The sequence below is a fragment of the Nucisporomicrobium flavum genome, assembly GCF_016464385.1.
Lineage (GTDB): Bacteria > Actinomycetota > Actinomycetes > Mycobacteriales > Micromonosporaceae > Actinoplanes > Actinoplanes flavus_A.
In genome coordinates this window covers 157,322-181,405 of sequence record NZ_JADMLH010000002.1, presented here as the reverse complement: position 1 = coordinate 181,405, position 24,084 = coordinate 157,322, and the positions used below count along the sequence as shown (strand labels likewise).

The 24,084-nt window shown below is 72.4% G+C and carries 18 protein-coding genes; 6 read left to right on the top strand and 12 right to left on the bottom strand.

Annotated elements, in window-relative coordinates; translation table 11 throughout:
• The first annotated feature begins 237 nt into the window (after positions 1-237).
• The 3 genes from IT780_RS05010 to IT780_RS05000 are packed head-to-tail and all read left to right on the top strand — an operon-like array spanning position 238 to position 3,776.
• The gene (locus IT780_RS05010; protein ID WP_199510213.1) at positions 238-2,817 is read left to right on the top strand and encodes an FtsK/SpoIIIE domain-containing protein; all 2,580 of its coding nucleotides are present in this window, start codon (positions 238-240) and stop codon (positions 2,815-2,817) included.
• Positions 2,814-3,506 carry a hypothetical protein gene (locus IT780_RS05005; RefSeq protein WP_233412252.1) on the top strand — a complete coding sequence of 231 codons (693 nt, stop codon included), beginning with the start codon at positions 2,814-2,816 and terminating at the stop codon, positions 3,504-3,506. The genes IT780_RS05010 and IT780_RS05005 overlap by 4 nt, the downstream gene beginning before the upstream one ends.
• Positions 3,507-3,515: 9 nt before the next feature.
• Positions 3,516-3,776: a hypothetical protein gene (locus IT780_RS05000; RefSeq protein ID WP_199510212.1), complete on the top strand. Its 261-nt coding sequence runs from the start codon at positions 3,516-3,518 to the stop codon at positions 3,774-3,776.
• Positions 3,777-3,893: 117 nt separating this feature from the next.
• On the opposite strand, the gene IT780_RS04995 is transcribed toward IT780_RS05000, so the two are convergent.
• From IT780_RS04995 to dacB, 7 genes are all read right to left on the bottom strand, one after another.
• Positions 3,894-4,298 carry a RidA family protein gene (locus IT780_RS04995; RefSeq protein WP_199510211.1) on the bottom strand — a complete coding sequence of 135 codons (405 nt, stop codon included), beginning with the start codon at positions 4,296-4,298 and terminating at the stop codon, positions 3,894-3,896.
• A 243-nt stretch (positions 4,299-4,541) separates the two neighbouring features.
• Positions 4,542-5,216, bottom strand: a complete 675-nt coding sequence (gene folE / locus IT780_RS04990; protein WP_233412340.1) for a GTP cyclohydrolase I FolE — start codon at positions 5,214-5,216, stop codon at positions 4,542-4,544.
• Positions 5,213-7,246: an ATP-dependent zinc metalloprotease FtsH gene (ftsH, locus tag IT780_RS04985; protein WP_199510210.1), complete on the bottom strand. Its 2,034-nt coding sequence runs from the start codon at positions 7,244-7,246 to the stop codon at positions 5,213-5,215. The genes folE and ftsH overlap by 4 nt, the downstream gene beginning before the upstream one ends.
• Positions 7,247-7,626: 380 nt before the next feature.
• Positions 7,627-8,202, bottom strand: coding sequence for a hypoxanthine phosphoribosyltransferase (hpt, locus tag IT780_RS04980; RefSeq protein WP_199510209.1), 576 nt, complete (start codon positions 8,200-8,202; stop codon positions 7,627-7,629).
• Between the two features lie 127 nt (positions 8,203-8,329).
• Complete coding sequence (gene tilS / locus IT780_RS04975) at positions 8,330-9,298, bottom strand: tRNA lysidine(34) synthetase TilS (RefSeq protein ID WP_199510208.1); 969 nt, start codon at positions 9,296-9,298, stop codon at positions 8,330-8,332.
• A gap of 8 nt (positions 9,299-9,306) precedes the next feature.
• Entirely contained in the window at positions 9,307-10,365 is a 1,059-nt protein-coding gene (locus IT780_RS04970) for an Rv3626c family coenzyme F420 biosynthesis-associated protein (RefSeq protein ID WP_199510207.1), read from the bottom strand.
• 49 nt (positions 10,366-10,414) lie between these two features.
• A complete protein-coding gene (dacB, locus tag IT780_RS04965; protein ID WP_199510206.1) occupies positions 10,415-12,142 on the bottom strand; it encodes a D-alanyl-D-alanine carboxypeptidase/D-alanyl-D-alanine endopeptidase in 1,728 nt (575 codons plus the stop codon).
• 151 nt (positions 12,143-12,293) lie between these two features.
• Here dacB and IT780_RS04960 point away from each other — a divergent pair, with 151 nt between their 5' ends.
• Complete coding sequence (locus IT780_RS04960; RefSeq protein ID WP_199510205.1) at positions 12,294-12,797, top strand: inorganic diphosphatase; 504 nt, start codon at positions 12,294-12,296, stop codon at positions 12,795-12,797.
• A 79-nt stretch (positions 12,798-12,876) separates the two neighbouring features.
• Here the strand turns inward: IT780_RS04960 and eccD are convergent, their stop codons facing one another.
• Complete coding sequence (gene eccD, locus IT780_RS04955) at positions 12,877-14,313, bottom strand: type VII secretion integral membrane protein EccD (RefSeq protein WP_199510204.1); 1,437 nt, start codon at positions 14,311-14,313, stop codon at positions 12,877-12,879.
• 213 nt (positions 14,314-14,526) lie between these two features.
• Between eccD and eccCa the strand changes: the two genes are divergently transcribed.
• Together eccCa and mycP are read left to right on the top strand one after the other, a co-directional pair.
• The gene (gene eccCa / locus IT780_RS04950) at positions 14,527-18,501 is read left to right on the top strand and encodes a type VII secretion protein EccCa (protein WP_199510203.1); all 3,975 of its coding nucleotides are present in this window, start codon (positions 14,527-14,529) and stop codon (positions 18,499-18,501) included.
• A gap of 227 nt (positions 18,502-18,728) precedes the next feature.
• Complete coding sequence (gene mycP / locus IT780_RS04945; protein ID WP_372443603.1) at positions 18,729-20,027, top strand: type VII secretion-associated serine protease mycosin; 1,299 nt, start codon at positions 18,729-18,731, stop codon at positions 20,025-20,027.
• Positions 20,028-20,651: 624 nt separating this feature from the next.
• Here mycP and IT780_RS04940 read toward each other — a convergent pair.
• Genes IT780_RS04940 through nth form a run of 4 tightly spaced genes read right to left on the bottom strand, consistent with a single transcriptional unit; the run spans position 20,652 to position 24,046 of the window.
• Positions 20,652-21,833: a MarP family serine protease gene (locus tag IT780_RS04940; protein ID WP_199510201.1), complete on the bottom strand. Its 1,182-nt coding sequence runs from the start codon at positions 21,831-21,833 to the stop codon at positions 20,652-20,654.
• Positions 21,834-21,855: 22 nt separating this feature from the next.
• On the bottom strand, positions 21,856-22,542 hold the full coding sequence (locus IT780_RS04935; RefSeq protein ID WP_199510773.1) for an NUDIX hydrolase: 687 nt from the start codon (positions 22,540-22,542) through the stop codon (positions 21,856-21,858).
• Positions 22,543-22,601: 59 nt separating this feature from the next.
• Positions 22,602-23,213, bottom strand: a complete 612-nt coding sequence (locus IT780_RS04930) for a TlpA family protein disulfide reductase (protein ID WP_199510200.1) — start codon at positions 23,211-23,213, stop codon at positions 22,602-22,604.
• Positions 23,210-24,046 carry an endonuclease III gene (gene nth / locus IT780_RS04925; protein WP_307831043.1) on the bottom strand — a complete coding sequence of 279 codons (837 nt, stop codon included), beginning with the start codon at positions 24,044-24,046 and terminating at the stop codon, positions 23,210-23,212. The genes IT780_RS04930 and nth overlap by 4 nt, the downstream gene beginning before the upstream one ends.
• Between the last annotated feature and the right edge of the window lie 38 nt (positions 24,047-24,084).

Here is a 24,084-nt window from a genome sequence, read left to right as displayed (position 1 = left end):
AGAGCGGCCCGGGCGGGGAAGCAAGGCCCGGGCGGGGAAAGCGCGCCGGGCGGGGAAAGCGCGGGCCCAGGCCAGGAATCCGCGGGCCCAGGCCGGGAAGCGCGGCCCGGGCGGGAAAGCGCGGGCCCGGGCGTCACCCCTGTCCGCCTGGGCTGGGAAGATTGACCGTGGCTGCGCGGTGCGGGCCCGGGTGACCTTTGCAGGGTACGGTTCAAACGCACACACGGAGGTGAGGCGGTGGCGTCGACGGGGCGGATCGAGCAGGCCGCTGCCCTGCACCGCCAGGCGGAGGCCACCGTTGCGGCCGCTGCCGCCGCGTTGGACGGGCAGGCGCCGCCCGCCGCTGATTCGTTGGAGCAGCACCGGCTGGCCGAGGAGTTGCGGGCCGCCGCCAACGCTCTCGTGCCCGGGTGGTTGGGGTCGCCGCTGGATGCGGCTTCCGCGGTTGCGCCGCTGGGCGGGACGGAGCTTCCGCAGTTCGTGCGCCTCGGGGTCGCCCAGCCTCTGGACGATGCTCGTTTTCCGGCGATTGTGCCGTTGCTCGGCAGCGGGCATCTCACGATCGACGCCGATGCGCGGGATCCTCGGGTGGCGGGGCTGCTCCGCTGCCTTCTCGTACGCCTGCTGGCCGCCGCGCCCGCCGGGTCGTTGCTGGTACGCGGGGTGGATGCGTCGCGGGGGGCAATTTTTGCGCCGTTTGCGATGCTGGCCGACGCCGGGCTGATGGCGCCGCCCGCCGAGGATCTGGGCGGGCTGCGGGAGGTGCTCAGCGAGGCGGAGAAGTGGTTGCGCCCGGCGCGGGGCGGTGCGGTGCGGCGGAACCGGCGGGATCGGGTGATGCTGCTGGTCATCGCGTGCCTGCCGCAGCTCACCGAGGGTGGTGAGCTCAACCGGATCGCCTGGCTGGCGCAGCAGGGCCCCGAGTCCGGCCTGCACCTGATCGTGGCCGGGTGGCCGCCTCCGCCGCTCACCCCGGACACCATGCAGCCGCCGTTGCCGCGTACGACTCAGGTGTCGTTGCGTAATCCGTACGCGGTCGTGGGCAATCCGCCCGGGGCGACGTTCGGGTCGATGCCGGAGGCGGTGTGGCTCAACGCGCCCGTCTTCCTCGACGAGGATCCGCCGCCGCACCTCGTCGACGCCGTGTGCCGGGAGCTGACCGCGCATTCGGTCGCCGCCTCGCAGGTGACGCTCTCCGACCTGTTGCCGGAGCCGTCGGACGAGCTGTGGACCGGGGACGCCGCCGACGGGCTGGGCACCACGGTCGGCCACGACGGGGACACCCCGGTCGTCCTGCAGTTCAACGACCTCACTCCGCATTGGATGGTCGGTGGGCGGTCCGGCGCCGGCAAGACGGCCTTCCTCATCAACGTTCTGTACGGGCTGGGCGCCCGGTACAGCCCCGACGAGCTCAACCTGTACCTGCTCGACTTCAAGGAGGGCGTCTCGTTCGCCGAGTTCGTGCCGACCGTGCGGGACCGGACGTGGTTGCCGCACGCACGGGCTGTCGGCGTCGAGTCCGACCGGGAGTACGGGCTCGCCGTGCTGCGTGAGCTCGACGCCGAGATGACGCGCCGGTCGGTGGCGTACAAGCGGGCGGGCGTGACCCGGTTCGCCGAGCTGCGCGCCGCGGCGGCCGAGGAGGGGCGCGGCAAGGGAATGCCCCGGGTGCTCTGCGTCATCGACGAGTTCCAGGTGCTGCTGGCCGGCAACGACCCGATGGCCACCGAGGCCGTGCAGCTGCTGGAGTCGCTGGCGCGCAAGGGTCGCTCGTACGGCATCCACCTGGTGCTCGCCAGCCAGACCGTCCTCGGCGTCGAGGCCCTGTACGCCAAACGCGACTCGATCTTCGGCCAGTTCCCGGTCCGGATCGCGCTGCCCGGCGGCGGCGACGTGCTGGAGCCCACCAACGACTCGGCCGCCGGGCTGCCGCTGGGCACCGCGGTCGTCAACACGGCGGGCGGGCTGGGCGGCCCGCGCGGCGCCACCCGCGGGCATGAGCGGATCGTCCGATTCCCGGACCCGCACGCCGACCGCGACGTGCTCAGCGACCTGCGGCACAAGCTGTGGGGTGCCCGCGATCCGGAGGCGACCCCACCGCGGATCTTCGCCGGGTACGCCCACCAGCACCTCGCCGACGACCCGACGTACCGGGCGGCGCTCGCGGGGCGGGCGGGACGTCCGGCGGCCCTGGTCGGGCGGGTCATCGACGTGAACCTGTCCACGGCGGCGTTCCCGCTCGACGCGTCCCCCGGCCGCCACCTGGCGATCTTCGGCTCGCACGCGACGGGGGCGGACGTCCTGGAGGCGGCGGCCCGGAGCGTTGCCGCCCACCACGCACCCCGTACGACAAGATTTGTGATTTCGTCCCTCGTCGCCGAGGGTGACGGCCTCGCCGAGGCTCTCGCCGCGGAGATCGCGCACCGGCAGGAGGTCGTGGTGGTCGACGCCGCCGGCCTCGGCGCCGAGCTGGACCTGGAACGCCCCGGCTACCGCGTGGTGTTCGGCATGGATGCCGCAAGCCCGGGCACGCTGCCTACGCTGCGTCAACTGCTGCGGGAGGGGCCGAGCCGCGGCGTGCACCTGCTGTCGTGGTGGCGCGGGCTGCGCCGGTTCAGCGAGGAGACCGGCGGCAGCACAGGCCGGGAGGACGTCGCCGGCCTGGTGTTCCTCAACGTGCCGCAGCAGGACGTCACGCTGATGCTGGGCCAGCCCATCGACTGGCAGCCGCGGGAGAACAGGGCGTTGCTGCATGACCGGCACGCCGGCCGTACGGTGACGTTCGTGCCGTTCGTGCAGCCCGAGGTGGACCGATGAGCGTGCCGGACACGGGCGCGCCGGCCGGCGGGGAGGCCGTCGTCGGCGATCAGCCCGTGGGCCCGTGGGGCGACTACCTTGCGGCCGCCCAGCAGCTGGACGCGGTGCGCCGGGCCGCGAGCACGGCCGCAGGTGAGCAGGCGGCGACCTTGCAGGCCGCCCAGCAGGAACTTTCCGCGGTACGCGCGCGGCTGGCGCCCCAGCGTGCGCGGCTGCTCCAGGACTTCGGCGTACCCGAGACGGCCCTGATGCCTCAGCCGGCCGAGCAGGCGATGGCCGCCCAGACGGTGGCCGCGGGCCCGGCGGCGATCCTCGGCGCGCTGCGTCAGGCCCGGGCCACCGCCGACGCGGCCGACGCGGGCATGCTGGGCGCCGCCCCGGCAGCGGCACTCCCGCTCCGCCCCTGGGCCCGCAACCTTCTCGTGTACGGACCGTTCGCGGCGGCCGTGCTCATCGTGCAGATCGTCCTCTACCTGATCGCGCCGTCCGGCTCGCTGCCGACGTACGCGCTGCTGTGCGGGCTGAGCCTGCCGGTGCTGGCGTACGGGCTGGGCTGGCTGACCATCGGCTTCGTGTACGGGGGTGGTTCCGAGAAGGTGGACCGTACGCCCCTGGTCGGCGCCATCACCTGCCTCACGCCGGTGCTGTTGACGTGCATGGGCGTGGGGTTGCTCGCGTTCATCCGCTGAGGAGGGTTCATGGCCAGCGTCGAGGAGATCAAGGCGAACGTGGCGGCGTCGGTGGACGGCGCGCAACGGGCCGTGTCGGGCATCCAGCAGGTCAACGACCAGCTCGACGACGCGCTCGCCCGGCTGCGGATCACCGCGATCGGCTCGATGCACCCGTCCATCGCGGCGGCGATCGCGCAACTGGAACAGGCCCGCACCCGGCTCGACGAGGCGGCGACGCTGGCCCGCGCGGCCATGGACAGCGCCGACACGTACCGGATGATCGTCTGACCGGCGGGCGACCGCCCGCTCCCGTCATCGATCGGCGGAGGTCAAGCGCCCGTCGTCACCCGATGGCGGACCCGGCCGGCGGCGATGAGCTGGAACGCGCGCACCGGGTGGCGGCGCTCAGTCCGGCAGGGCGGCCGTCAGGTCGATCTCGACCAGCTGCCCCTCGTAGCCCAGCGCCGCCACGCCGAGCAGCGTGCTGGCCGTGGTGAACGCCGGGGCCAGCTCGGATTCGGCCAGCCGCTGCCACACGCTGCCGAGTACGCCGCTGTCGGGGCTGACGACGTACACGATGGAACGGACGACGTCGGCCGGGCGGGCGCCGGCCGCGGCCAGGACCGCGAGGCAGTTGGCGACGACCTGGTCGGTCTGCGCGGCGTAGTCGCCGGGGGCACCGACGACGGTGCCGGCGAGGTCGAGCGGGCATTGGCCGGCGAGGTGGGCCAGCCGCCCGGCGGTGGAGATGGTGATGTGGCTGTAGCCGGCCGGGTCGTGGACGGTCGGCGGGTTGAGCTTCTCGATCACGCCGCCAGTATGTCGGCGGGTGCCGGCGACGGACACCGAGATTCGGGGCGACCGCCGGCGGTCCCCGCCAGGCCCGGCCCGTCAGGCTCGGCCCCCGCCAAACCAGGCCCTGCCAGGCTCAGCCCCCGCCAAGCTCGGGCCACGCCAGGCTCAGCCCCGCCAGGACAGGTCGCGCCTGCCAGGCTCCGCCCGCGCTCCGCCCGAGACACCAGGCCCGGCCCAAGCTACCCGGCCGGGAGGGCCTCAGCGGGCGTTTATCAAAGCCATCGCCTCGGCGCGTACCTTGCCGTCGCTCTGGAACGCTCCCCGGACCGCCGACGTCACCGTGCGCGCGCCCGCTTTGCGGATGCCGCGCATCTCCATGCACATGTGCTCGCACTCCAGGACGACGATCGCGCCGCGTGGGTCGAGTTTGGCCATGAGGAGGTCGGCGATCTGGGAGGTGAGACGTTCCTGGACCTGGGGGCGGCGGGCGAAGACCTCGACGAGGCGGGCCAGTTTCGACAGGCCGGTGATGCGGCCGTCGACGCCCGGGATGTAGCCGATGTGGGCCACGCCGCGGAAGGGCAGGAGGTGGTGCTCGCAGAGGCTCATCACCTCGATGTCGCGGACCAGCACGAGCTCCTCGTGGTTGGCCTCGAACGTCGTGGTGAGGACCTTGGCCGGGTCGACGCGCAGGCCGGCGAAGAGTTCGGCGTACGCCCGGGCCACCCGGGACGGGGTGCGCTGGAGACCGTCGCGGTCCGGGTCCTCACCGATGGCGAGGAGGATCTCCCGGACCGCTTTCTCGATGCGGGCCAGGTCGACGGCCTGCTCGACCGGGGAGCCGGTGAGCTTGCCGTCGACCAGACGCGCGGCGAGGTAGTCGAGCTCGTCGTCGGAGTCTGCTGGCTCCGTCGAGCTGGCGTCGGTGATCAGTGCCCCTCCACGTTGCCGTTCGGGTTCATGTCCGACGCGGTGGCGCTCCCGCCGCCGACCGCGATCTGCCCGTCGGCCTCGGCCTGCGCCTTGAGCTTCTCGCGCTCGGCCGGGGTGAGGACCGGGGGTGCCTCGGAGGGCAGCCGCTTGCCGAAGCCGTTGAACGGCGACATCGGCGCGCGCTTCTGCACCCGGGCGCAGATGCGGTCCATGTCCTGCTGGGTGATGGTTTCCTTCTCCATCAGCTCCAGGACCATGGCATCGAGCACCTCGCGGTACTCGACCAGGATCTCCCAGGCCTCGTCGTGCGCCAGTTCGATGAGCGCGCGCACCTCGGAGTCGATCTCGGCGGCGACCGCGTCGGAGTAGTCGCGTTCGTGGCCCATCGAGCGGCCCAGGAACGGCTCGTCGTTGTTCGAGCCGTACTTGACCGCACCCAGCTTGGAGCTCATGCCGTACTGGGTGACCATGGCGCGGGCCAGGCCGGACGCCTTCTCGATGTCGTTGCCGGCGCCCGTGGTGGGCTCGTGGAAGACGAGCTCCTCCGCGGCCCGGCCGCCCAGCGCGTACGCCAGGGTGTCGATCATCTCGGCGCGGGTCTGGGTGTACTTGTCCTCGGTCGGCAGGACCAGCGTGTGCCCGAGCGAGCGGCCACGCGGCAGGATCGTCACCTTGTGCACCGGGGCCGAGTGCGGCAGCGCGTACGCCACCAGCGCATGCCCACCCTCGTGGTACGCGGTGATCTTCTTCTCGTTGTCGCTCATCGCCCGGGAGCGCCGCTCGGGGCCGGCGATGACCCGGTCGATCGCCTCTTCGAGGTAGTAGTTGGAGATCGCCCGCTTGTCGTTGCGGGCGGTCAGCAGCGCAGCCTCGTTGATGACGTTGGCCAAGTCAGCGCCGGAGAAGCCGGGCGTGCGCCGGGCCACCGAGTCGAGGTCGACGTCCGGCGTGAACGGTTTGCCCTTGGCGTGCACCCGCAGGATGGCGCGGCGGCCCTCCATGTCCGGGTTGTCGACCGGGATCTGCCGGTCGAAGCGGCCGGGACGCAGCAGCGCCGGGTCGAGGATGTCGGGGCGGTTCGTGGCGGCGATGAGGATGACGCCGCCCTTGGTGTCGAAGCCGTCCATCTCGACGAGGAGCTGGTTCAGCGTCTGCTCGCGCTCGTCGTGACCGCCGCCCATGCCGGCGCCGCGGTGGCGGCCGACGGCGTCGATCTCGTCGACGAAGACGATGGCCGGCGCGTTCGCCTTGGCCTGCTCGAAGAGGTCGCGGACGCGGCTCGCGCCGACACCGACGAACATCTCGACGAAGTCCGAACCCGAGATCGAGTAGAACGGCACCCCGGCCTCGCCGGCGACCGCGCGGGCCAGCAGCGTCTTACCCGTACCGGGCTGGCCGAACAGCAGCACGCCCTTCGGGATCTTGGCGCCGAGGGCCTGGTACTTCGCCGGGTTCTGCAGGAAGTCCTTGATCTCCTGGAGCTCCTCGACGGCCTCGTCGGCGCCCGCCACATCGGCGAACGTCGTCTTGGGCATGTCCTTGGTCAGCATCTTGGCCTTGGACTTGCCGAAGTTGAGGACGCGGGAGCCGCCGCCCTGCATCTGCGACATGAACAGCAGCAGCAGGATCACGAGGATCGCGATCGGCAGCAGGTTGACGAGCAGGCTCAGCAGAATGCTGTCGCCGGAGACCGTGGCGTCGACCGTGCCGGTGATCCGGCCCTGGGTCTTCGCCTGCTGGACGTCGTTCCAGATCTCGTCCGTCAGCTCGTACGGATACTGGGTCTCGATCTTGTCCGTGGTCTTGCCGTCGAACCGCTCGGGGGCCGCCAGTTCGAGCTGGAGCGTCTGCTCCTTGTCCTCCTGGACGACCTTCTTGATGCCGGGCTGGTTGAGTCGCTCGAGGACGACGGAAGTATCGACTCGCTGGTAGCTCGGACCACTGGTGAAGAATGAGCTCAGCGCAATAGCACCGATGATCACCAGAATGATCCAGACCACCGGGCGGCGGAAGAAACGCGTACGTTCCATACTTTTGTCGGGCGCCGATGCGCCCGGACCCTCCTGATCGGCGTCCTGGTCACCTGGGTTGACGTGGTCCCCGCCACCGGTCGCCGGCTGGGCGCCCGGGTCACGGGAACACTGCCGGATCGATAACCTCAAGGGACGGGGGTAAACCCCGTGGGCCCTTGCGTCACCGACCCGACCCCTCCGGCGCTCGTGACACTGCGCCATCGGTCACTCGACGGTACACCGTGGGTGCGTGTTCCGAATGCGTCAGCCCGGCCCGCCGGAACCCTGTCGTCGCCGGCAGTTCACGTTTCCGGTGGCCGAGAATCGCCGCAAAGTCGGACAATACTCCTCGCAACCGGGCCGTTCACCCGATTCCTGAGAGTCGGCTGGGAGACCGTTCAGCTACGGGCGTACACCTCGGGCTTGAGCACTCCCACGTAGGGCACCTCGCGGTAGCGCTCCGAGAAGTCGAGGCCGTAGCCGACCACGAATTCGCTCGGGATGTCGAAGCCGACGTACTTGGTCGGCACGGGCACCTTGATGGCGTCCGGCTTGCGGAACAGCGCCACCACCTCGACGCTCTCCGGCGAGCGGGACCGCAGGTACTTCATCAGCCAGGACAGCGTCAGGCCGGAGTCGACGATGTCCTCGACGATGACCACGTGCCGGCCGGCGATGTCGCGGTCCAGGTCCTTCAGGATGCGCACCACCCCGGAGGACGTGGTGCCGGAGCCGTACGACGAGACGGCCATGAACTCCATCTCGCAAGGGGGACCCTGCCGGCCCAGCGCACGCGCGAAGTCCGCCATGAACATGACCGCGCCCTTGAGCACGCAGACCAGCAGCACGCCGCCCTCGGCGTCCGCGTAGTCGGCGGCGACCTGCTTGGCCAGCTCTTCGGTCTTCTCGCGGATCTGCTCCTCGGAGATGATCACGCGGTCGATGTCGGCGTCGTACCAGGAGCCGTCTGCCATGCGCCTAGCCTGCCGTATGCGAGCAGCGATCCGCCCCCGGGGGCAGCGGTCGGTGCCCGGACAAGCGCTGGTTATGGGGCAAATTCGCCCCGGACGACCGGGTCACCGGCACACTCAGTGACAACTGTCACAGATCGGTCCGCACAAGGTCACCCGCTCGGCGGGCCACGTGGATCCCGCCCGGCAACGCGGCCGGTCCCTGACCGTGCCAGCCGGTGACGAGCGCGTCGAGCGCCGCCACGTGCCGGTGGGACAGCGCCGTTCCCGGCGCCCCCAGCTCCCGGACCCAGGCGTGCAGCACCCGGCCGCGGATCGCCTCCGGCAGCTCGCGCAGGGCCGCCACCGACAGCCCGTGGTCCGAGCGGACCGAACTCAGGGCCTCGGCGGCGATGGCATCCAGGTAGGCGACGTCGGCGGCGACCAGGGACGCCGTACGGGCGAGATTGGCCACCACCGCCGGGCCGAGGGCGGTCACCAGGGCCGGCAACGCGGCGGCGCGCACCCGCGAACGGGCGTACGCGTCATCGGTGTTGTGCGGGTCGTCCCAGGTCGCGAGGCCCAGCGCGGCGCAGGCCTTGCGGGTGTCGGCCCGCGCGACGTCCAGGAGCGGGCGGACGAAGATCCCCCGGCGGTACGGCATCCCCGCCACTCCCCGCGGCCCGGCGCCCCGGGCCAGCGCCAGCAGCACGGTCTCGGCCTGGTCGTCGCGGGTGTGACCGAGCAGCACGGCCGCCGCACCGGTTTGCTCCGCCACGGAGCAAAGGGCCTCGTATCTGGCCTCGCGCGCCGCGGCCTCCGGTCCACCGGTCCGCCCGCCGACCGCCACGGTCGCCACCTCCACCGGCGCCATGCCCGCCGACCGCGCCCACTCGGCCACGGCGAGAGCCCGTGCGGCCGAGCCTTCCTGGAGCTGGTGATCGACCGTGACAAGGCCGACCGGCACGCCCACGCGCGGACCCGTGAACGCCGCTGCGGCTGCCAGCGCGAGCGAGTCGGCGCCGCCGGAGCACGCGACCAGAACCGGTCCCGGGAGACCCGTCAGCGCCGCGCGGACCGCCGCGCGGACGGTCGCCACCGGCGGCGGGATGCGCGCCACGACGCTCGTTACGAGGCGAGACCGACCGGGCCGTGCACCCGGGCCACCCACGCGTCGGGGTCGCCCAGCTCCTCGAGCCGGGGCAGGGTCAGCGGCGAGCTGAAGATCTTGTTGAAGCCGGTCATACCGACCCGCTCCACGACGCCGTGCACGAACTTGCGGCCCTCCGCGTACTGGCGCATCTTGACCTCGATGCCGAGCAGCCGGCGGATGGCCTTCTCGAGCGGGTTGCCGCTCTCGCGGCGCTGGTTGAACTTGGCGCGGATGGCGTCCACGGACGGGATGACCTCGGGTCCCACGCCGTCCATGACGAACTCGGCGTGCCCCTCCAGCAGCGTCATCAGGGCCGTGAGGCGGTCGAGCACGGCCTTCTGCGCCGGGGTCTGCACGATGTCGAGCACCGAGGAGCGGCTGTCGGGGTCACGCAGCGCGTCGGACAGCGTGGCCACGCCGCGGCGCAGGCGCTCCAGGATGTGCTCGCCGCTCTGCGAGGCGTCGACGAACGCCTGGACCTCGCCGAGGAAGTAGCCGCGCATCCACGGCACCGCCTGGAACTGGGTGAGGTGGGTGACCTCGTGCAGGCACACCCAGAGCCGGAAGTCACGCGGGTCGGCGCCCAGCTTGCGCTCCACCTCGACGATGTTCGGGGCGTTGAGCAGCAGCTGGCCCGGCTCGGCGGAGAAGACCTCGTACTGACCGAGGACCCGGCCGGACAGGTACGCCAGCACCGTGCCGGCCTGCACGCCGGTGACCCGGGAGCCGATCGCGTCGGTGAGCGCGCCGGGCTGCCGGTCCCCGGAGAGGCGGCTGACCAGCGGGATGATGACTTCCTTGAGGCCGGCGATGTTCACCGCGGCCCAGTCCTTGCGGTCCACGACCCGCACCGGCGGGCCCTCGACCTGCGGGGTCAGCCCGGTGTACGCGGCGACGTGGCTGCGCGCCTCGTCGGTGAGCTCGCGCAGCTGGGCGACCACCTGCATGGCTTCCTCGTAGGACACCGCGGGGCCGGATTTCGACAGCGCGCCCGCGGTGGCGGCGGCCAGATCCCAGTCAACGAACTGCGCCATGCTGACCACCGTACCCGCGGATGACCAGCCACCCACCCTGAGAAATCCCCTACTGGCAGCCGCAGGTGACCAGCTTGGCCGCGATCTTGTCGAGGGCCTGGCGGGCCGCGCCGGACGCGCCTGTGGCATCCGCCATGATCGCGAAGACCAGCAGCCGGCCGTCCCGGGTGACCACCTGGCCCGAGATCGTGTTGACGCCGGTGAGCGAGCCGGTCTTGGCGCGGACCAGCCCCTGGCCCACCCGGTTGGGCGCGGGCGTGGCGAACCGCGTGCGCAGCGTGCCCGACCAGCCGGCCACCGGCAGGCCGCCGAAGAGGCTGCTCAGCTCGGGGTGCTTGCCGCCGGCGGCCAGCGTGAGCACGTCGGTGAGCAGCTTCGGGCTGATGCCGTTGTGGCGGGACAGGCCGCTGGCGTCGTACAGGTTGGCCTCGTCGGCCGGCAGCCCGAGCTCGGCAAGCTTGGCGACCATGGCCTTGGCGGCGCCGTCGAACGACGCTTCCCCGCCCGCGGCGAGCGCGACCTGCCGGCCCATGGCCTCGGCGATCACGTTGTCGCTCTGCTGCAGCATCCAGTCGATGACGTGCACGAGCGGCGGCGACTGCACCTTGCCCAGCTCGGCCCCCGGAACGACCGTGGTGGTGGGCGCGGAGGAGGCCGTCGGCGCCGGAGCGGCCGGCGCCTTGCCACGGGTGACTGTGCCGGTCGGGACGCCCAGCCGCCGGGCGAACGCCTTGCCGGCGGCCAGCGCCGGGTCGCTGAACCGCGGGTCGCCGCCGAACTCGTGGTGCACGGGCTCGATGCGGCCCGCGTTGGTCATCAGCGCCTGGATCCGGGCGACCTGGCCCCCGCCGATGACGTCGCCGTCCCAGCCGACCGCCGTTTCCTTGCCCGCGTACAGGGAGGTGTCGATCACGACCTTGGCCGGTTCGGCGCCACCGAGGGCCTTCTTGACCTGCGCGGCGAGCTTGTCGAGCCGGGCCGCGCCCGGGAACTGGCCGTCGGCGTCGACCGACAGCGTGGGATCGCCGCCGCCCACGAGCACGACCTCGCCCGGCGCGTTCCCGGCCACGGCCCGGGTGGTGAGCCGGTAGGCGGGACCGCGCGCGGCCAGCACGGTCGCGGCGGTCAGGACCTTCGTGGTGGAGGCGGGCGTGGTCATCGTGTCGGCGTTGCGCTCGTACAGGGAGGTGCCGGTCGCCGCGTCCACCACCGAGACGTTCACCTGCGGGCCCAGCGCGGGCGCGGTCACCAGCGGCCCGATCGCCGCCTTGACCCCCTCGGCCGTCGGGGCGGTGCCGTCGGTGGGCGCGGCGAGCAGCACGGGCGTCGGCGTGGGGTCGGGCGCCGGAATGCTCGGGGGCGGGGTCGTCGGAGCGGACGACAGCCAGCCGTCCACCGGCCCCGGCCGCACGACCAGCGTCACCGCCAGCAGCACGGCCAGAACCAGGACCGACAGACCGGAAAGAAGGAAGGTACGCCGCGAGCGCCGGGTTGCCGGCTCCGCCGCTGGCGCACCCCCGCTCTGCGGTTCCGCGACGCCGCGGACGGGGCCGCCGGGCTCATCCGCGGGTCCGGCCGGGGGCTGGGGCGGCGGGGAAGGCTGGGGTCGTTGTGCGTCATTCACGGGAACGGACGCCCGGCCGTACGTGTGACCGGTCGGGCGGGGGGCAATCGGCACACTGGGTGCCTGATCAGGTCGCCCTACCGCAAAACCGTCGTCCTGGTGCTGCGACACGCCGTCGTACTCAGGAGTGTTCTGTGAATCTTGCCTCCCCACGCGCCCCTCCTCCGTACATGGCGTCAGACTTAGGGGAGACTACTGACATCCGGCACACCGGCGCGCACGGATCCTGTGGGGCTCGAGGGGCAGCCCCCGCTCCGTCGCCGGCACAGCCGGTCTTCAGCCGGGGCGAACAAGGGAGCGAACGATGGATTTCGACGTTTTGGTTGAGATCCCGAAGGGCCAGCGGAACAAGTACGAGGTCGATCACAAGACCGGCCGCATCCGGCTCGACCGGACGCTCTTCACCGCGACGCAGTACCCGGCCGACTACGGGTACATCGAGGGCACCCTCGGGCAGGACGGCGACCCGCTGGACGCGCTCGTGCTCATCCAGGAGCCGACGTTCCCGGGCTGCCTCGTGCGGGCCCGCGCGATCGGCATGTACCGGATGACCGACGAGAAGGGCCGTGACGACAAGGTCCTCTGCGTGCCCTACGAGGACCCGCGGCAGGAGCACCTGCGCGACATCCACCACCTGGGCGAGTTCGACCGGATGGAGATCCAGCACTTCTTCACGGTCTACAAGGACCTGGAGCCGGGCAAGTCGGTCGAGGGCGCGACGTGGGTCGGCCGGGTGGAGGCCGAGGACGAGATCCGGGCCTCCTTCAAGCGGGCCGAGGCCGCCGAGCACCACGACGAAGGCCACTGACGGCATTCCGACACTCACCGACGGCCGAGCTTTTGCTCGGCCGTCGTGCTTTTCCGGCAGCCGCGCCGCCGCGGGCGGGTCAGATGCTGATGTTGCTCACGAGGCCGTAGAGGCCGACCACCGAGCACGCCACCGGGATCACCGAGATCACCGCCAGGCTGTCCAGCAGATCCGCCGCACGCCCCAGGTACGGCGATGGGGCCCGCCGCGACCAGGTGGCACCGGCGGCCACCGTGGCCATCGCCAGCAGCAGGCCCACCACGCTGAGGCCGAGCAGCATCGTCGCGCCCGCGCCCCACAGCAGGTCGACGCCGAGCGTGAACAGGCCGAACAGGCCCGCGGTGATCAGCGGAAGGCGCTGGCGCAGCGTGACGAACAGCCGCGACCGCAGCAGCAGCGCGGCGATCGCCAGCCCCATGAGGATCCGGGCCGCGAGGCCGCCGGACGAGGCCAGCACCACGAACGCGACCCCCGCCAGCGCGGCGTGCCCGATCAGCATGCCGGTGAGCAGCTCCTCCGTACGGCTCACGGCGGCGAAGACCCGCGCCCGGTCGGGGAGCTCACGGGCCGCGTCGAGGGCCGTGTTACGGGCGCCGGTGAAGCCCTGCTCGGCGTCGCTGCCCGTGGGCAGGCTCACCGGCGGGGTGGGCATCTTGCCGAACCGGATGGCCAGCAGCGGGATGATCCCGATGCCGCACACGAGGGCCGAGATGAGCACTGCGGCGGCGCCCGCGGCCGAGGTCAGGAAGCCGACCAGCGCCGTGAGCGCGCCGAGCAGGCCGGCCGTCACGCCCGCGGCGAAGATCCGCAGCGAGGCGGCCACACCGACGCCACCCAGGGCCGCGAGCAGCAGCAACGCCACCGAGCCGGCCAGGAGCTCCGGACCGCCCAGCCACGGCAGCAGCGGGAAGACGCCGGCCCGGTCCGCCGCACCGGAACTCACCAGCACGGCGCCGCCGGCGAACGCGTACGGCAGGGCGAGGCCGCCCAGGGCCGCTCCGGCGCGCGCGTCCCCGTACGCCCGGGAGGCGGTGATGCCCGCGAGCGACAGCAGCAGTCCCACGCCGAGGCCGACGTAGGCCGCGCCGTCCCACCCGGGACCGGCCATGAGCACGGCGATCAGCCCCAGCGAGAGCAGCACCGCCGCGCCGGACAGCGTCGCCGTGCGGGTGGACGCCGGTGACCAGATCGTGCCGCGCCGCCGTGCGCCCTCGGCGATCGCCTCGACGACGTCGTCGTACTCCAGCTCCGGCCACTGCTCGCGGGCCGGGACGAGGTGCAGCACCTCGCCGTCGCGAACGCCCTGCGAGAAGAGACCCTGCGCAGTGGCCAGCGCCACGCCGTCGGTGCGGCGCAGCACCCAGCCGCCGTGCTTCTCGCCGTCGTCGGCCAGCCCTTCGCCCGCGTGCCGCAGAACCTCGGGCAGCAACTCGGCGAGCGGGACGTGCTCGGGCAGCGCCACATCGACGCGGCGCGAGGGCGCGCTGATGGTGACCCGGGCCAACCCGACGCTCATGCCGTATTTCCCATCGACAGGGGTGAGCCTTCAGTCCGACCTTAGGGTGGAGGGCGGGGCGGTCGGACGGGAGGCTGCGGAACGCAGGGGACTTTACCTATCCTGGGCCTCGCGCGGTGACCGGTCGGTCGGACCGCGGACGGGGGAGCCGCGAAGGCCTCAGTGGACAAACTGAGCAAAGGTCATAGCGGGTGAGGAAAGGGACAGTTCTTCATGAGCACGGTGGTGATCAAGCGGGCCGCGCGTCGCCCGGCGCCCGAGATCCCGACCGGCGAGCTCGCGGTCGATCCGCCGCCCGAGATCCCGCAGGCGGTCGGCGGCCGCTGGCAGCAGGCCTTCATGGTGCTGCCCATGCTCGGCGGCTCCGTCGCCATGGCCATGATGATGGGCCGCGGCAGCGGCGGCTCCATGTCCTATGTGATCGGTGGCCTGTTCGGCGTCTCGTCCCTGGCGATGCTCGCCACCTCGTTCGGCAGCGGCGGCTCACCCAAGAAGGCCGAGATGATGGCGGCCCGGCGCGAATACCTGCGGCACCTCGCCAGCCTGCGCCGCCGGGTCCGCGACACCGCCACCAGGCAACGCACCGGCCTCTACTACCGGCACCCCGACCCCACCCAGCTGTGGTCCACCGCGGGCAGCTACCGCGTGTGGGAGCGCCGGTCCGCCGACCCCGACTTCGGCGTCGTACGCCTCGCCGTCGGGCCGCAGACGCTGGCCACGCCCCTGATCCCGCCGGTGACCCGGCCGCTCGAGGACCTCGAGCCGATGACCGCCGGGGCCCTGCGCCGGTTCCTGGATGCGTACTCGGTGGTGCCGGATCTGCCGGTCGCCGTGTCGCTGCGCGGATTCGCCCGGGTGTTCATGCGCGGCAACGGCGCCGGCGCGGAGGCCGACGCCCGCGCCCTGACCCGCGCGGTGCTGGCCCAGCTCGCCGTCTTCCACGCCCCGGACGACCTGATCATCGCCGTCTGCGCGGGACCGGAACGCCGGGCCGCCTGGGAGTGGGTCAAGTGGCTCCCGCACAACCTGCACCCGTCCCGCACCGACCGCCTCGGCCAGGTGCGCCTGGTCGCCAGCGCCGGCCCCGACCTGGAGAAGCTGCTCGAGGACGTGATCGGCAACCGGCCGCGGTTCAACCCGGCCGGCGTGAGCACCAGCGGCCCACACGTCGTGATCGTGCTCGACGGCGCCGACCTCAAGGGCGCCACGCAGCTCGACGACGGCATCGACGGTGTCACCGTGCTCGACCTCGACGACGTACCGCCGCGGCTGCTCGACAGGTCGCTGCTGGTGCTGGAGGTGAAGGCCACCGGCGTCCGGCGCGAGCTGCACACGTACGCGATGGACCACGCCGCCGAGGTCGGCACCCCCGACCGGCTCAGCGAGGCGGAGGCCGAGGCGGTCGCGCGCCGCCTCGCGCCGCTGCGGCTCGCCGCGATGTCGAAGTCGGCCGACACCCCGCTGGCCACCGAGATGGGCCTGGCCGAGCTGCTCAACCTCGGCGACCCGGAGTCGTTCAGCGTCAGCCGGGCCTGGCTGCCCCGGCCCAACCGGGACAAGCTCCGCGTGCCGATCGGCCTGGGCGCCGACGGCTCCGCGATCGAGCTCGACCTCAAGGAGTCCGCGCAGGACGGCATGGGCCCGCACGGCCTGCTGATCGGCGCCACCGGCTCCGGCAAGTCGGAACTGCTACGCACGCTCGTGCTCGCCCTCGCCGCCACGCACTCGTCGGAGATGCTCAACTTCGTCCTCGTCGACTTCAAGGGCGGCGCGACGTTCTCCTCGCTCGACCGGCTGCCGCACACCGCCGCCGTCATCACCAACCTCGCCGACGAGCTCCCCCTCGTCGACCGCATGGTGGACGCGATCGACGGCGAGCTGATCCGCCGCCAGGAGCTGCTGCGCAAGGCGGGCAACTACGCGAGCCTGCGCGACTACGAGAAGGCCCGGGCGGGCGGTGCCGCCCTGCCGCCGCTGCCGTCGCTGCTGGTGGTCTGCGACGAGTTCTCCGAGCTGCTGTCCGCCAAGCCTGACTTCATCGACCTGTTCGTCCAGATCGGACGGCTGGGCCGCTCGCTCGGCGTGCACCTGCTGCTCGCCAGCCAGCGGCTCGAGGAGGGGCGGCTGCGCGGGCTCGACACCCACCTGTCGTACCGGATCGGCCTGCGAACCTTCTCCGCCCTGGAGTCGCGCGCGGTGCTGGGCGTGCCGGACGCGTACGAGCTGCCCCGCTCGCCCGGTCACGGCTACCTCAAGTTCGGCACCGAGCCGCTCGTACGCTTCAAGGCCGCGTACGTGTCGGGGGTCTTCCGGAAAGCCGGCATCGGCGGTCCCGGCGCGACCCGCGACGGCGCCGCACCGCAGATCCTGTCCTACTCGACGCACTACGTGCCGGCGCCCAAGCCGGTCAAGCCCGTGCAGCCCAAGCCGGAGGACACCCAGACCGGCGACAGCCTGCTCGACGTGATGGTCGACCGGCTCAACGGCCAGGGCCCGCCCGCGCACCAGGTGTGGCTGCCGCCGCTGAACACGTCGGCGTCCCTCGACGAGCTGCTCGGCCCGGTCACCGCCGACCCGGTCCGCGGCCTGGCGTTCGCCAACCCCGAGCTGCACGGCGCGCTGCAGGTGCCGATCGCGCTGATCGACAAGCCGCGCGAGCAGCTGCGCGACGTCATGTGGCTGCAGCTCGGCGGCAGCGCGGGCCACGTGGCGGTCGTCGGCGGCGCCCAGTCCGGCAAGTCGACGGCGCTGCGGTCGCTCGTCTGCGGGCTCGCGCTGACCCACACCCCCGCCGAGGTGCAGGTCTACTGCCTCGACTTCGGCGGCGGCTCGCTCACCACGCTACGGGACCTGCCGCACGTCGGCGGCGTGTACCAGCGCCTCGACGCGGTGGGCGTCCGGCGCACGGTCGGCGAGGTCTCCACGCTGCTCGCCGAGCGGGAACGGCTCTTCGGCGAGCTCGGCGTCGACTCCATGGGCTCTTATCGGCGGCGGCGCGCGGCCCAGGCGGGTCTCGGCACCGGCGCGGACAGCGACCCGTTCGGCGACGTGTTCCTCGTGATCGACGGCTGGACCACGCTGCGCAAGGACTACGAGGAGCTCGAGGGCGTGGTCACCGACATCGCGACCCGGGGCCTGTCGTACGGCATCCACGTCGTCACCAGCGCCCCGCGCTGGATGGACTACCGGCCGGCGATCCGCGACCTCTTCGGCTCCAAGGTGGAGCTGCGCCTCGGCGACCCCACCGACTCCTCGATCAACCGGCGGCAGGCGATCAACGTGCCGGAGAAGCCCGGCCGCGGCCTCGTCGAGCACCCGACCGACAAGAACAAGGCCCTGCACTTCCTGACCGTACGGCCGGAGCTGACCAACGCCGAGTCCGCCGAGCTCGTCAAGATGATCGCGACCAACTGGAGCGGACCGGTCGCGCCGCGGGTGCGGTTGCTGCCGCCGTCGCTGCCGTACGCGGACATCGACCTGGACCGCTCCACCGGCCTGCGCCTGCCGATCGGCATCGCCGAGTCCGACCTGCAGCCCGTCGAGATCGACTTCGCGAGCGACCCGCACTTCCTGCTCTTCGGCGACGCCGAGTGCGGCAAGTCGTCGTTCCTGCGGGCCCTGGCCACGACGATCACCCACCGGTTCCAGCCCACCGAGGCGCGGATCATCCTGGTCGACTACCGGCGCAGCCTCATGGACCTGCCGGAGACCGACCACCGCATCGGGTACGGCATCCAGGCCCAGAAGACGCTGGAGCTGATGGAATCCGTCGCCGGGTACATGGAACGCCGCCTGCCCGGCCCCGACGTGACCGCGCAGCAGCTGCGGGAACGCTCGTGGTGGAACGGCCCCGAGCTGTTCGTGCTGGTCGACGACTACGACCTGATCGCGTCCGCGCCGACGAACCCGCTGCAGCCGATCCTCGAGTACCTCCCGCAGGCCCGTGACGTGGGCCTGCACCTGATCGTCACGCGTCGCGCCGGTGGTGCCAGCCGGGCCATGTACGACCCGGTGATCCAGCGGCTGCGCGAGCTGTCCTCGCCGGGCCTGGTGATGAGCGGCCCGTCGGACGAGGGAGCGCTCATCGGCCCCGTCCGCCCGACCCTCATGCCGCCGGGACGTGGCCGCCTCGTCACGCGCCGTGAGGGCGTACGGCTCATCCAGCTGTCACATCTGCCCCCGTTCTGAGGCGCCACCAGCACAGACGTACCGGCCGTGCGATCGGCATCCACAGACCCGAGCATCGAGGACCCTATTCGGAGTAATCTCCCACCATCGACCGTCCCGCATCGCCAATGGCACCGTGTTCGTGAGAGCTGGCCGTCCGTGAGAGCTGAGAGCGAAGCACCGCCCGTGTCCCGCCGACCCCGGCGCGGCCTCCTCGCGCCGTGCCCGGTCCGCGGTGGTGCGCGTTGGTGAGACTTGCCGTACGAGTCACTGCGGCATGCGTTGCCGTCGGCCTGACCGCCGCTCCGGCTTTCACCTTCCCTGCCTCCGCTGCTCACTCGGCGTCTTCCGCGGCCTCTTCGGCTGGGGTGGGGGCGCTGGCCGGGCCGGTCACCGCGCCCGAGCCTCTGCTCGGCGACTCGGTCCGCTCCGAGCAGTGGCACCTCAAGACGCTCAACGTCGCCGGCGCCTGGACCTACTCGACCGGCGAGGGCGTCACCGTCGCCGTCATCGATTCCGGCGTCGACTCCGACCACCCCGACCTGCGCGGCCAGGTGCTCAAGGGCCTCGACCTGGTCGACCCCCAGGGCGACGGCGACACCGACCTCGTCGGGCACGGCACCACGGTCTCCGCGATCATCGCCGGGCGCAACGACGACACCGACGGCGTCGTCGGCATCGCCCCCAAGGCGAAGATCCTCCCGGTGCGCGTGCTGGACCGCGAGAACAAGTACGACGACGCGATGATCGTCGCCCGTGGCGTCCGCTGGGCGGTCGACAAGGGCGCCCGGGTGATCAACCTGTCCCTCGGCGGCAACGGCAGCAGCCCGGCCCTCGCGGCCGCCCTCGACTACGCGTTCGCCAAGGACGTGGTCGTGGTCGCCTGCACCGGCAACGCCGGCTCCTCCACGTCGTCGGGGGTCTGGTACCCGGCCCGCGAACCGGGCGTGATCGCCGTCGCCGGCATGGAGAAGGACGGCGACGTCCTCTGGTCCGGCTCGATCACGGGCAAGGAAACGGTCGTCACGGCGCCGGCCACCGAGCTGTACGGCGCCAGCCCGGACGGCTACTGGCGCGTCCAGGGCACCAGTTTCGCGGCCCCGATGGTCTCCGCCACGGCAGCCCTGATCCGCTCCCGCTGGCCCACGATGTCGGCGGGCGAAGTGGTCAACCGGATCATCCGTACCGCCAAGGACCGGGGCCCGGCCGGCCGCGACAGCGAGTACGGCTTCGGCATGATCGACCCGACCGGCGCGCTGACCGCCGAGGTCCCCACGGTCCTCCGCAACCCGCTGGACACCACGGCCTCCCCGGGCATCTCCCGCTTCGGCAGCGCCCCGACCTCGGGCCAGGCGCAGTCGGCCCCGAACACGACCGGCAGGAACCGCGTACCGCAGGTGCCGGGCTCCAACGCCGGAGCGGCCATAACCAACGGCGACGCGGGCGCGGCGGAGTCCTCGCACGGCTGGTGGGCGGCGGCTGCGTTGTTCCTGGTGTCGGTGCTGGCAACGATCCTGACGATCCGCCGCTTCGCCCACATCACCTGACGCCCGCGGCAGCTGCCGGCATCCGGAGTCACGGACCGCGTCCGCCTGCCCGCCATCCGCCACCTCGACCGGGAGCCGGGCAGCGCCGGCGGCCCGCCAAGCGCAGTCGGCCAGGTCAGCCGGGCCGGCCGGTCAACGCGACCGGTCCAGCGAAATCGGCCAAGCCAGGCCCAGCCGGCCAACGCGACCCGTCCTGCGAACTTCTGCCAAGCGAGCGCAGCCGGCCGGCTCGGGCGGTCCACCGCAATCGGCTGAGCCGAACCAGTCGACCGGCGGGCCAGCAGCGTGGTCGCGCAGGACGGCACCTGCCGAGCGGATCGGGAGAGCGCGCCGGTCCGGCACGCCGACCAGACCAGCAGTCGAGCCCGGCAACCCGCGAGCCGGACCAACGTGCGAGCCAGACCAACGTGCGAGCCAGACCAACGCGCGAGCCAGACCAACGCGCGAGCCAGACCAACGCGCGAGCCAGACCAACGCGCGAGCCAGACCAACGCGCGAGCCAGACCAACGCGCGAGCCAGACCAACGCGCGAGCCAGACCACCGCGCATGAGCGAAGTCGGGCGCGGTCAGCGCACGATCACGGCCGCGGTGGGTGTGGGCCGAGCGCGCTCAGCCCGACCCGGTCAGGCGCAGTCGCCCGTCTTCACGCCGCGCGTGCGTTCTACGCCGAGCCGCGCCGTGCTTGCCGCTTCCGCCGCCGTCAGTGCGAATCCCACGTTCCGGTCGTCCGCCGCCGCTGCGAAGATCACGCCGAGGACGTCGCCGTTCGGGGCGATGAGCGGGCCGCCGCTGTTGCCGCTCTGCACCAGCGCGCGGATCGTGTAGATCTCGCGGGTCACGTTGCCCGAGTCGTAGATGTCCGGGCCGGTGATGTTGCTGACGTCGCGGACGCGGGCGCCCTGGGCGTTGTACGGGCCGTCGAGCGGGAAGCCCAGCACGATCGCGTTGGCGCCGGTGCCCGCCGGCTTCCTGACGAACGGCATGGTGGGCGCCCGCAGGCCCGGTACGTAGAGGACCGCGAGGTCGCGCTGGGGGTCGTACACGACGACTTTGCCCTGGAGGCGGCCGGCGTTCTGGGTTTCCACCTCGATCTGGCGGGTGCCGGCGACCACGTGCGCGTTGGTCATCACCCGCTCGTTGGCGTACACGAAACCCGAGCCTTCGATGCGCCGCGAGCAGCTCGGGGCCGTACCCAGGACCTTGATGACCGACTTGCGGGAGTTGATGACGACCTGGCTCTTCGCCAGCGCCGGGTCGGGCGCGGCCACCTCGCGGGCGTTGGTGCGGGTCAGGCCGCCGAAGACGTCCGGGAAGCCGTTGGTGTTGAGCGACTCGCGCAGGCCGGCCGACAGCGCCTGCGCCTCGTCCGGCATGAGCGTGTTGATGCCGTTGAGGATCGCGCTGCTGCGGACCTGGCGGTTGATCTCCGGGAACGGCGTCGAGCCGAGGGGTACGGCGATGAGCCAGGCCACCAGCAGCACGGCGACCAGCGACACGACCGCCCCGCCCGCGTCGTCGAGGCGCTGCATCGGGCGGCTCTCGATGGCGCGCCGCAGCTTGGTGCCGAGCCACCCGGCCAGGGTCTGCCCGAGCACCGCCAGCGCGAAGATGGTGACCAGCGAGACGACCAGCCGCACCGTGCCGTCGGCGAACTGGTTGGCGATCAGCGGGCCGATCTGCAGGCCGATCAGCACGCCGCTGAAGAAGCCGCCGAAGGACAGCGCCCCGATGACGAAACCCTGCCGGTATCCGCTGATCGCGAAGACCAGCATGAGCAGGATCAGGATTCCATCGACCACAAGCACTCGCTCAAGGTAGAAGGGACGGTCACGACACCACCTCGTCGGAGGTGGCCGGCGCGGAGGACGCCGGGACGGAACCGTGGGGCAGCAGCGGGTCGGGCAACTCCATCATGGGCCCCGGGCGCCAGGGGCGGGTCCAGCCGGCCATGTCGAGCAGCGCGGAGATCACCCCGGCGGTGAATCCCCACACCAGCATCCCGCGGACCTGGAACGCCGGGCCGACCCAGCCGCTGGGGTGGCGTACCCGGATGCGGTTGGCGGGGTCGACCAGCTCGGCCACCGGCAGCCGGGCGACGTGGGCGACCTCGGCCCGGTCCATCGGCCGGACCGGGTGCGGGGCGTGCCACCAGGCCAGGACGGGGGTGACCACGAACCGGCTGACCGGGATGTACAGGTCGGGCAGGGTGGCCAGCACGGTCGCGCTTGCCGGGTCCAGGCCGACCTCCTCGCGCGCCTCGCGCAGCGCCGTGTCCGCCGCGTCGCGATCCTCCGGATCGGCCGCACCCCCGGGAAAGGCCGCCTGACCCGCGTGGTTGCGCATGGTCGCGGCGCGCTGCAGGACGAGCAGGTCCGGCTCGCCGGGACGCTCCTCCCCCAGCAGTACGAGCACAGCACTCGCCCGCCCGCCGCTCGCCGGGGTCCGCAGGCTGGTGAAGTCCTCGGTCCGCGCGGAGGCGGCCCGGGTCAGCAACGGCTCCCACCACCCGGGCAGCCCCTCGGGCGCGCTCGCCCGGCCGACATCACGCGGGCCCGGCAGCCCCTCGGGCGCGCTCACCCGGCCACCGTCACGCCGGTGTGGTCGCGCACCAGGGTGCCCAGGGTCGGCTTGTCGAGCGCCTCGCCGGTGTAGACGAAGCGTTTGCCGTCCCCGCGGAGGAACACGGTGACCGGCAGCTGGAGTTTCTCGAGCGCGGTCAGCAGCTTCTGGTCGCGGTCGTAGAGCGTCGGCATGGTGACGCCGTGGTCGGACGCGAACGAAGCGCCGGCATCGCGGTCGTCCCGGGTGTCGACCCCGATGACCCGCAGCCGGCCGGCGGTGGCGTCGGCGAGCTCCTGGATGAGGGGGAGTTCCTCGCGGCAGGGGGCGCACCAGGAGCCCCACAGGTTGATGACGGCCGGACCGCGCAGGGCGGCGAGGCGCACGGGAGCCCCGCCCGTGAAGCACGGCAGCGAGAGATCCGGCAGATCCGGCACGCCCCCGGACGCCGGCTCGGAGGAAGAAGCGGTCAGCGACGCGCAGTCGGCGAACGGCGCGGGTGACTCGTCCGGGCCGGGTGTGACCTCGGTCGCCGTGCAGGCGGCCAGGAGCAGCACCAGCGGTGGGGTCAGCCACCGGGCCAGTGCCGGTCGGGGCGCCGGGCGGCTCGCGAGGTCACGGCTCATGGGGCCTCCGGTGCCACGACCGCGGCCGCCGGGACGAGGTCGGGGTCGACGCCCGCCTGCGCTGCCAGGTCCCGGGCGCGGGGGCCCTTGAGCAGCTTGGCCGCCGGGGCCGCCTCGGTGGGTCCGGTGCCGTACGACGGGCACATCGTGGCGAGGGTGCAGGCGCCGCAGGCCGGCTTGCGGGCGTGGCAGACGCGCCGGCCGTGGAAGATGATGCGGTGCGACAGCATGGTCCAGTCGCGCTTCTCGATGAGCTCGGCCACCTGGAACTCGATCTTCACCGGGTCCTCCTCCTGGACCCAGCCGAAGCGGTTGACCAGGCGGCGGAAGTGGGTGTCGACGGTGATGCCGGGGACGTCGAAGGCGTTGCCGAGGATCACGTTGGCGGTCTTGCGGCCGATGCCGGGCAGCGCGACGAGCTCGTCGAGCGTGCCGGGCAGGACGCCGTCGTGCCGGTCGATGAGGGCCTGGCCGAGCTTGATCAGCGAGTCCGTCTTGGCACGGAAGAAGCCGGTGGGCTTGAGAATCGTCTCCAGCTCGGCCCGGTCGGCGGCGGCGTAGTCGGCCGCCGTCCGGTAGCGGGCGAAGACGGTCGGGGTGACCTCGTTGACCTTCTTGTCGGTGCACTGCGCCGAGAGGATCGTGGCGACGGCGAGCTGCAGCGGCGTCGTGAAGTCGAGCTCGCAGTGCGCGTCGGGGTGGGTCTCGGCCAGCACCTTGGCCATCTTGCGGGCCCGGCGTTTGCGGCCGATGGGGGTCTCCCCCGCGAATCGCTTGGCCGACCGGGCGAGGACGGCCGCACCGGCGGGTGCGGCGACGAGGGGACGACTCACGCGAGCAAGAGTACGTCGCACCACCGACATTCCCGGCC

Excerpts from the sequence above, each read along its gene's own strand:
- IT780_RS05005 (WP_233412252.1), top strand. The coding sequence starts at position 2,814 with ATGAGCGTGCCGGACACGGGCGCGCCGGCCGGCGGGGAGGCCGTCGTC.
- IT780_RS05000 (WP_199510212.1), top strand. The coding sequence starts at position 3,516 with ATGGCCAGCGTCGAGGAGATCAAGGCGAACGTGGCGGCGTCGGTGGAC.
- ftsH (WP_199510210.1), bottom strand. The coding sequence starts at position 7,246 with ATGGAACGTACGCGTTTCTTCCGCCGCCCGGTGGTCTGGATCATTCTG.
- hpt (WP_199510209.1), bottom strand. The coding sequence starts at position 8,202 with ATGGCAGACGGCTCCTGGTACGACGCCGACATCGACCGCGTGATCATC.
- IT780_RS04970 (WP_199510207.1), bottom strand. The coding sequence starts at position 10,365 with ATGGCGCAGTTCGTTGACTGGGATCTGGCCGCCGCCACCGCGGGCGCG.
- IT780_RS04960 (WP_199510205.1), top strand. The coding sequence starts at position 12,294 with ATGGATTTCGACGTTTTGGTTGAGATCCCGAAGGGCCAGCGGAACAAG.
- eccD (WP_199510204.1), bottom strand. The coding sequence starts at position 14,313 with ATGAGCGTCGGGTTGGCCCGGGTCACCATCAGCGCGCCCTCGCGCCGC.
- eccCa (WP_199510203.1), top strand. The coding sequence starts at position 14,527 with ATGAGCACGGTGGTGATCAAGCGGGCCGCGCGTCGCCCGGCGCCCGAG.
- IT780_RS04930 (WP_199510200.1), bottom strand. The coding sequence starts at position 23,213 with ATGAGCCGTGACCTCGCGAGCCGCCCGGCGCCCCGACCGGCACTGGCC.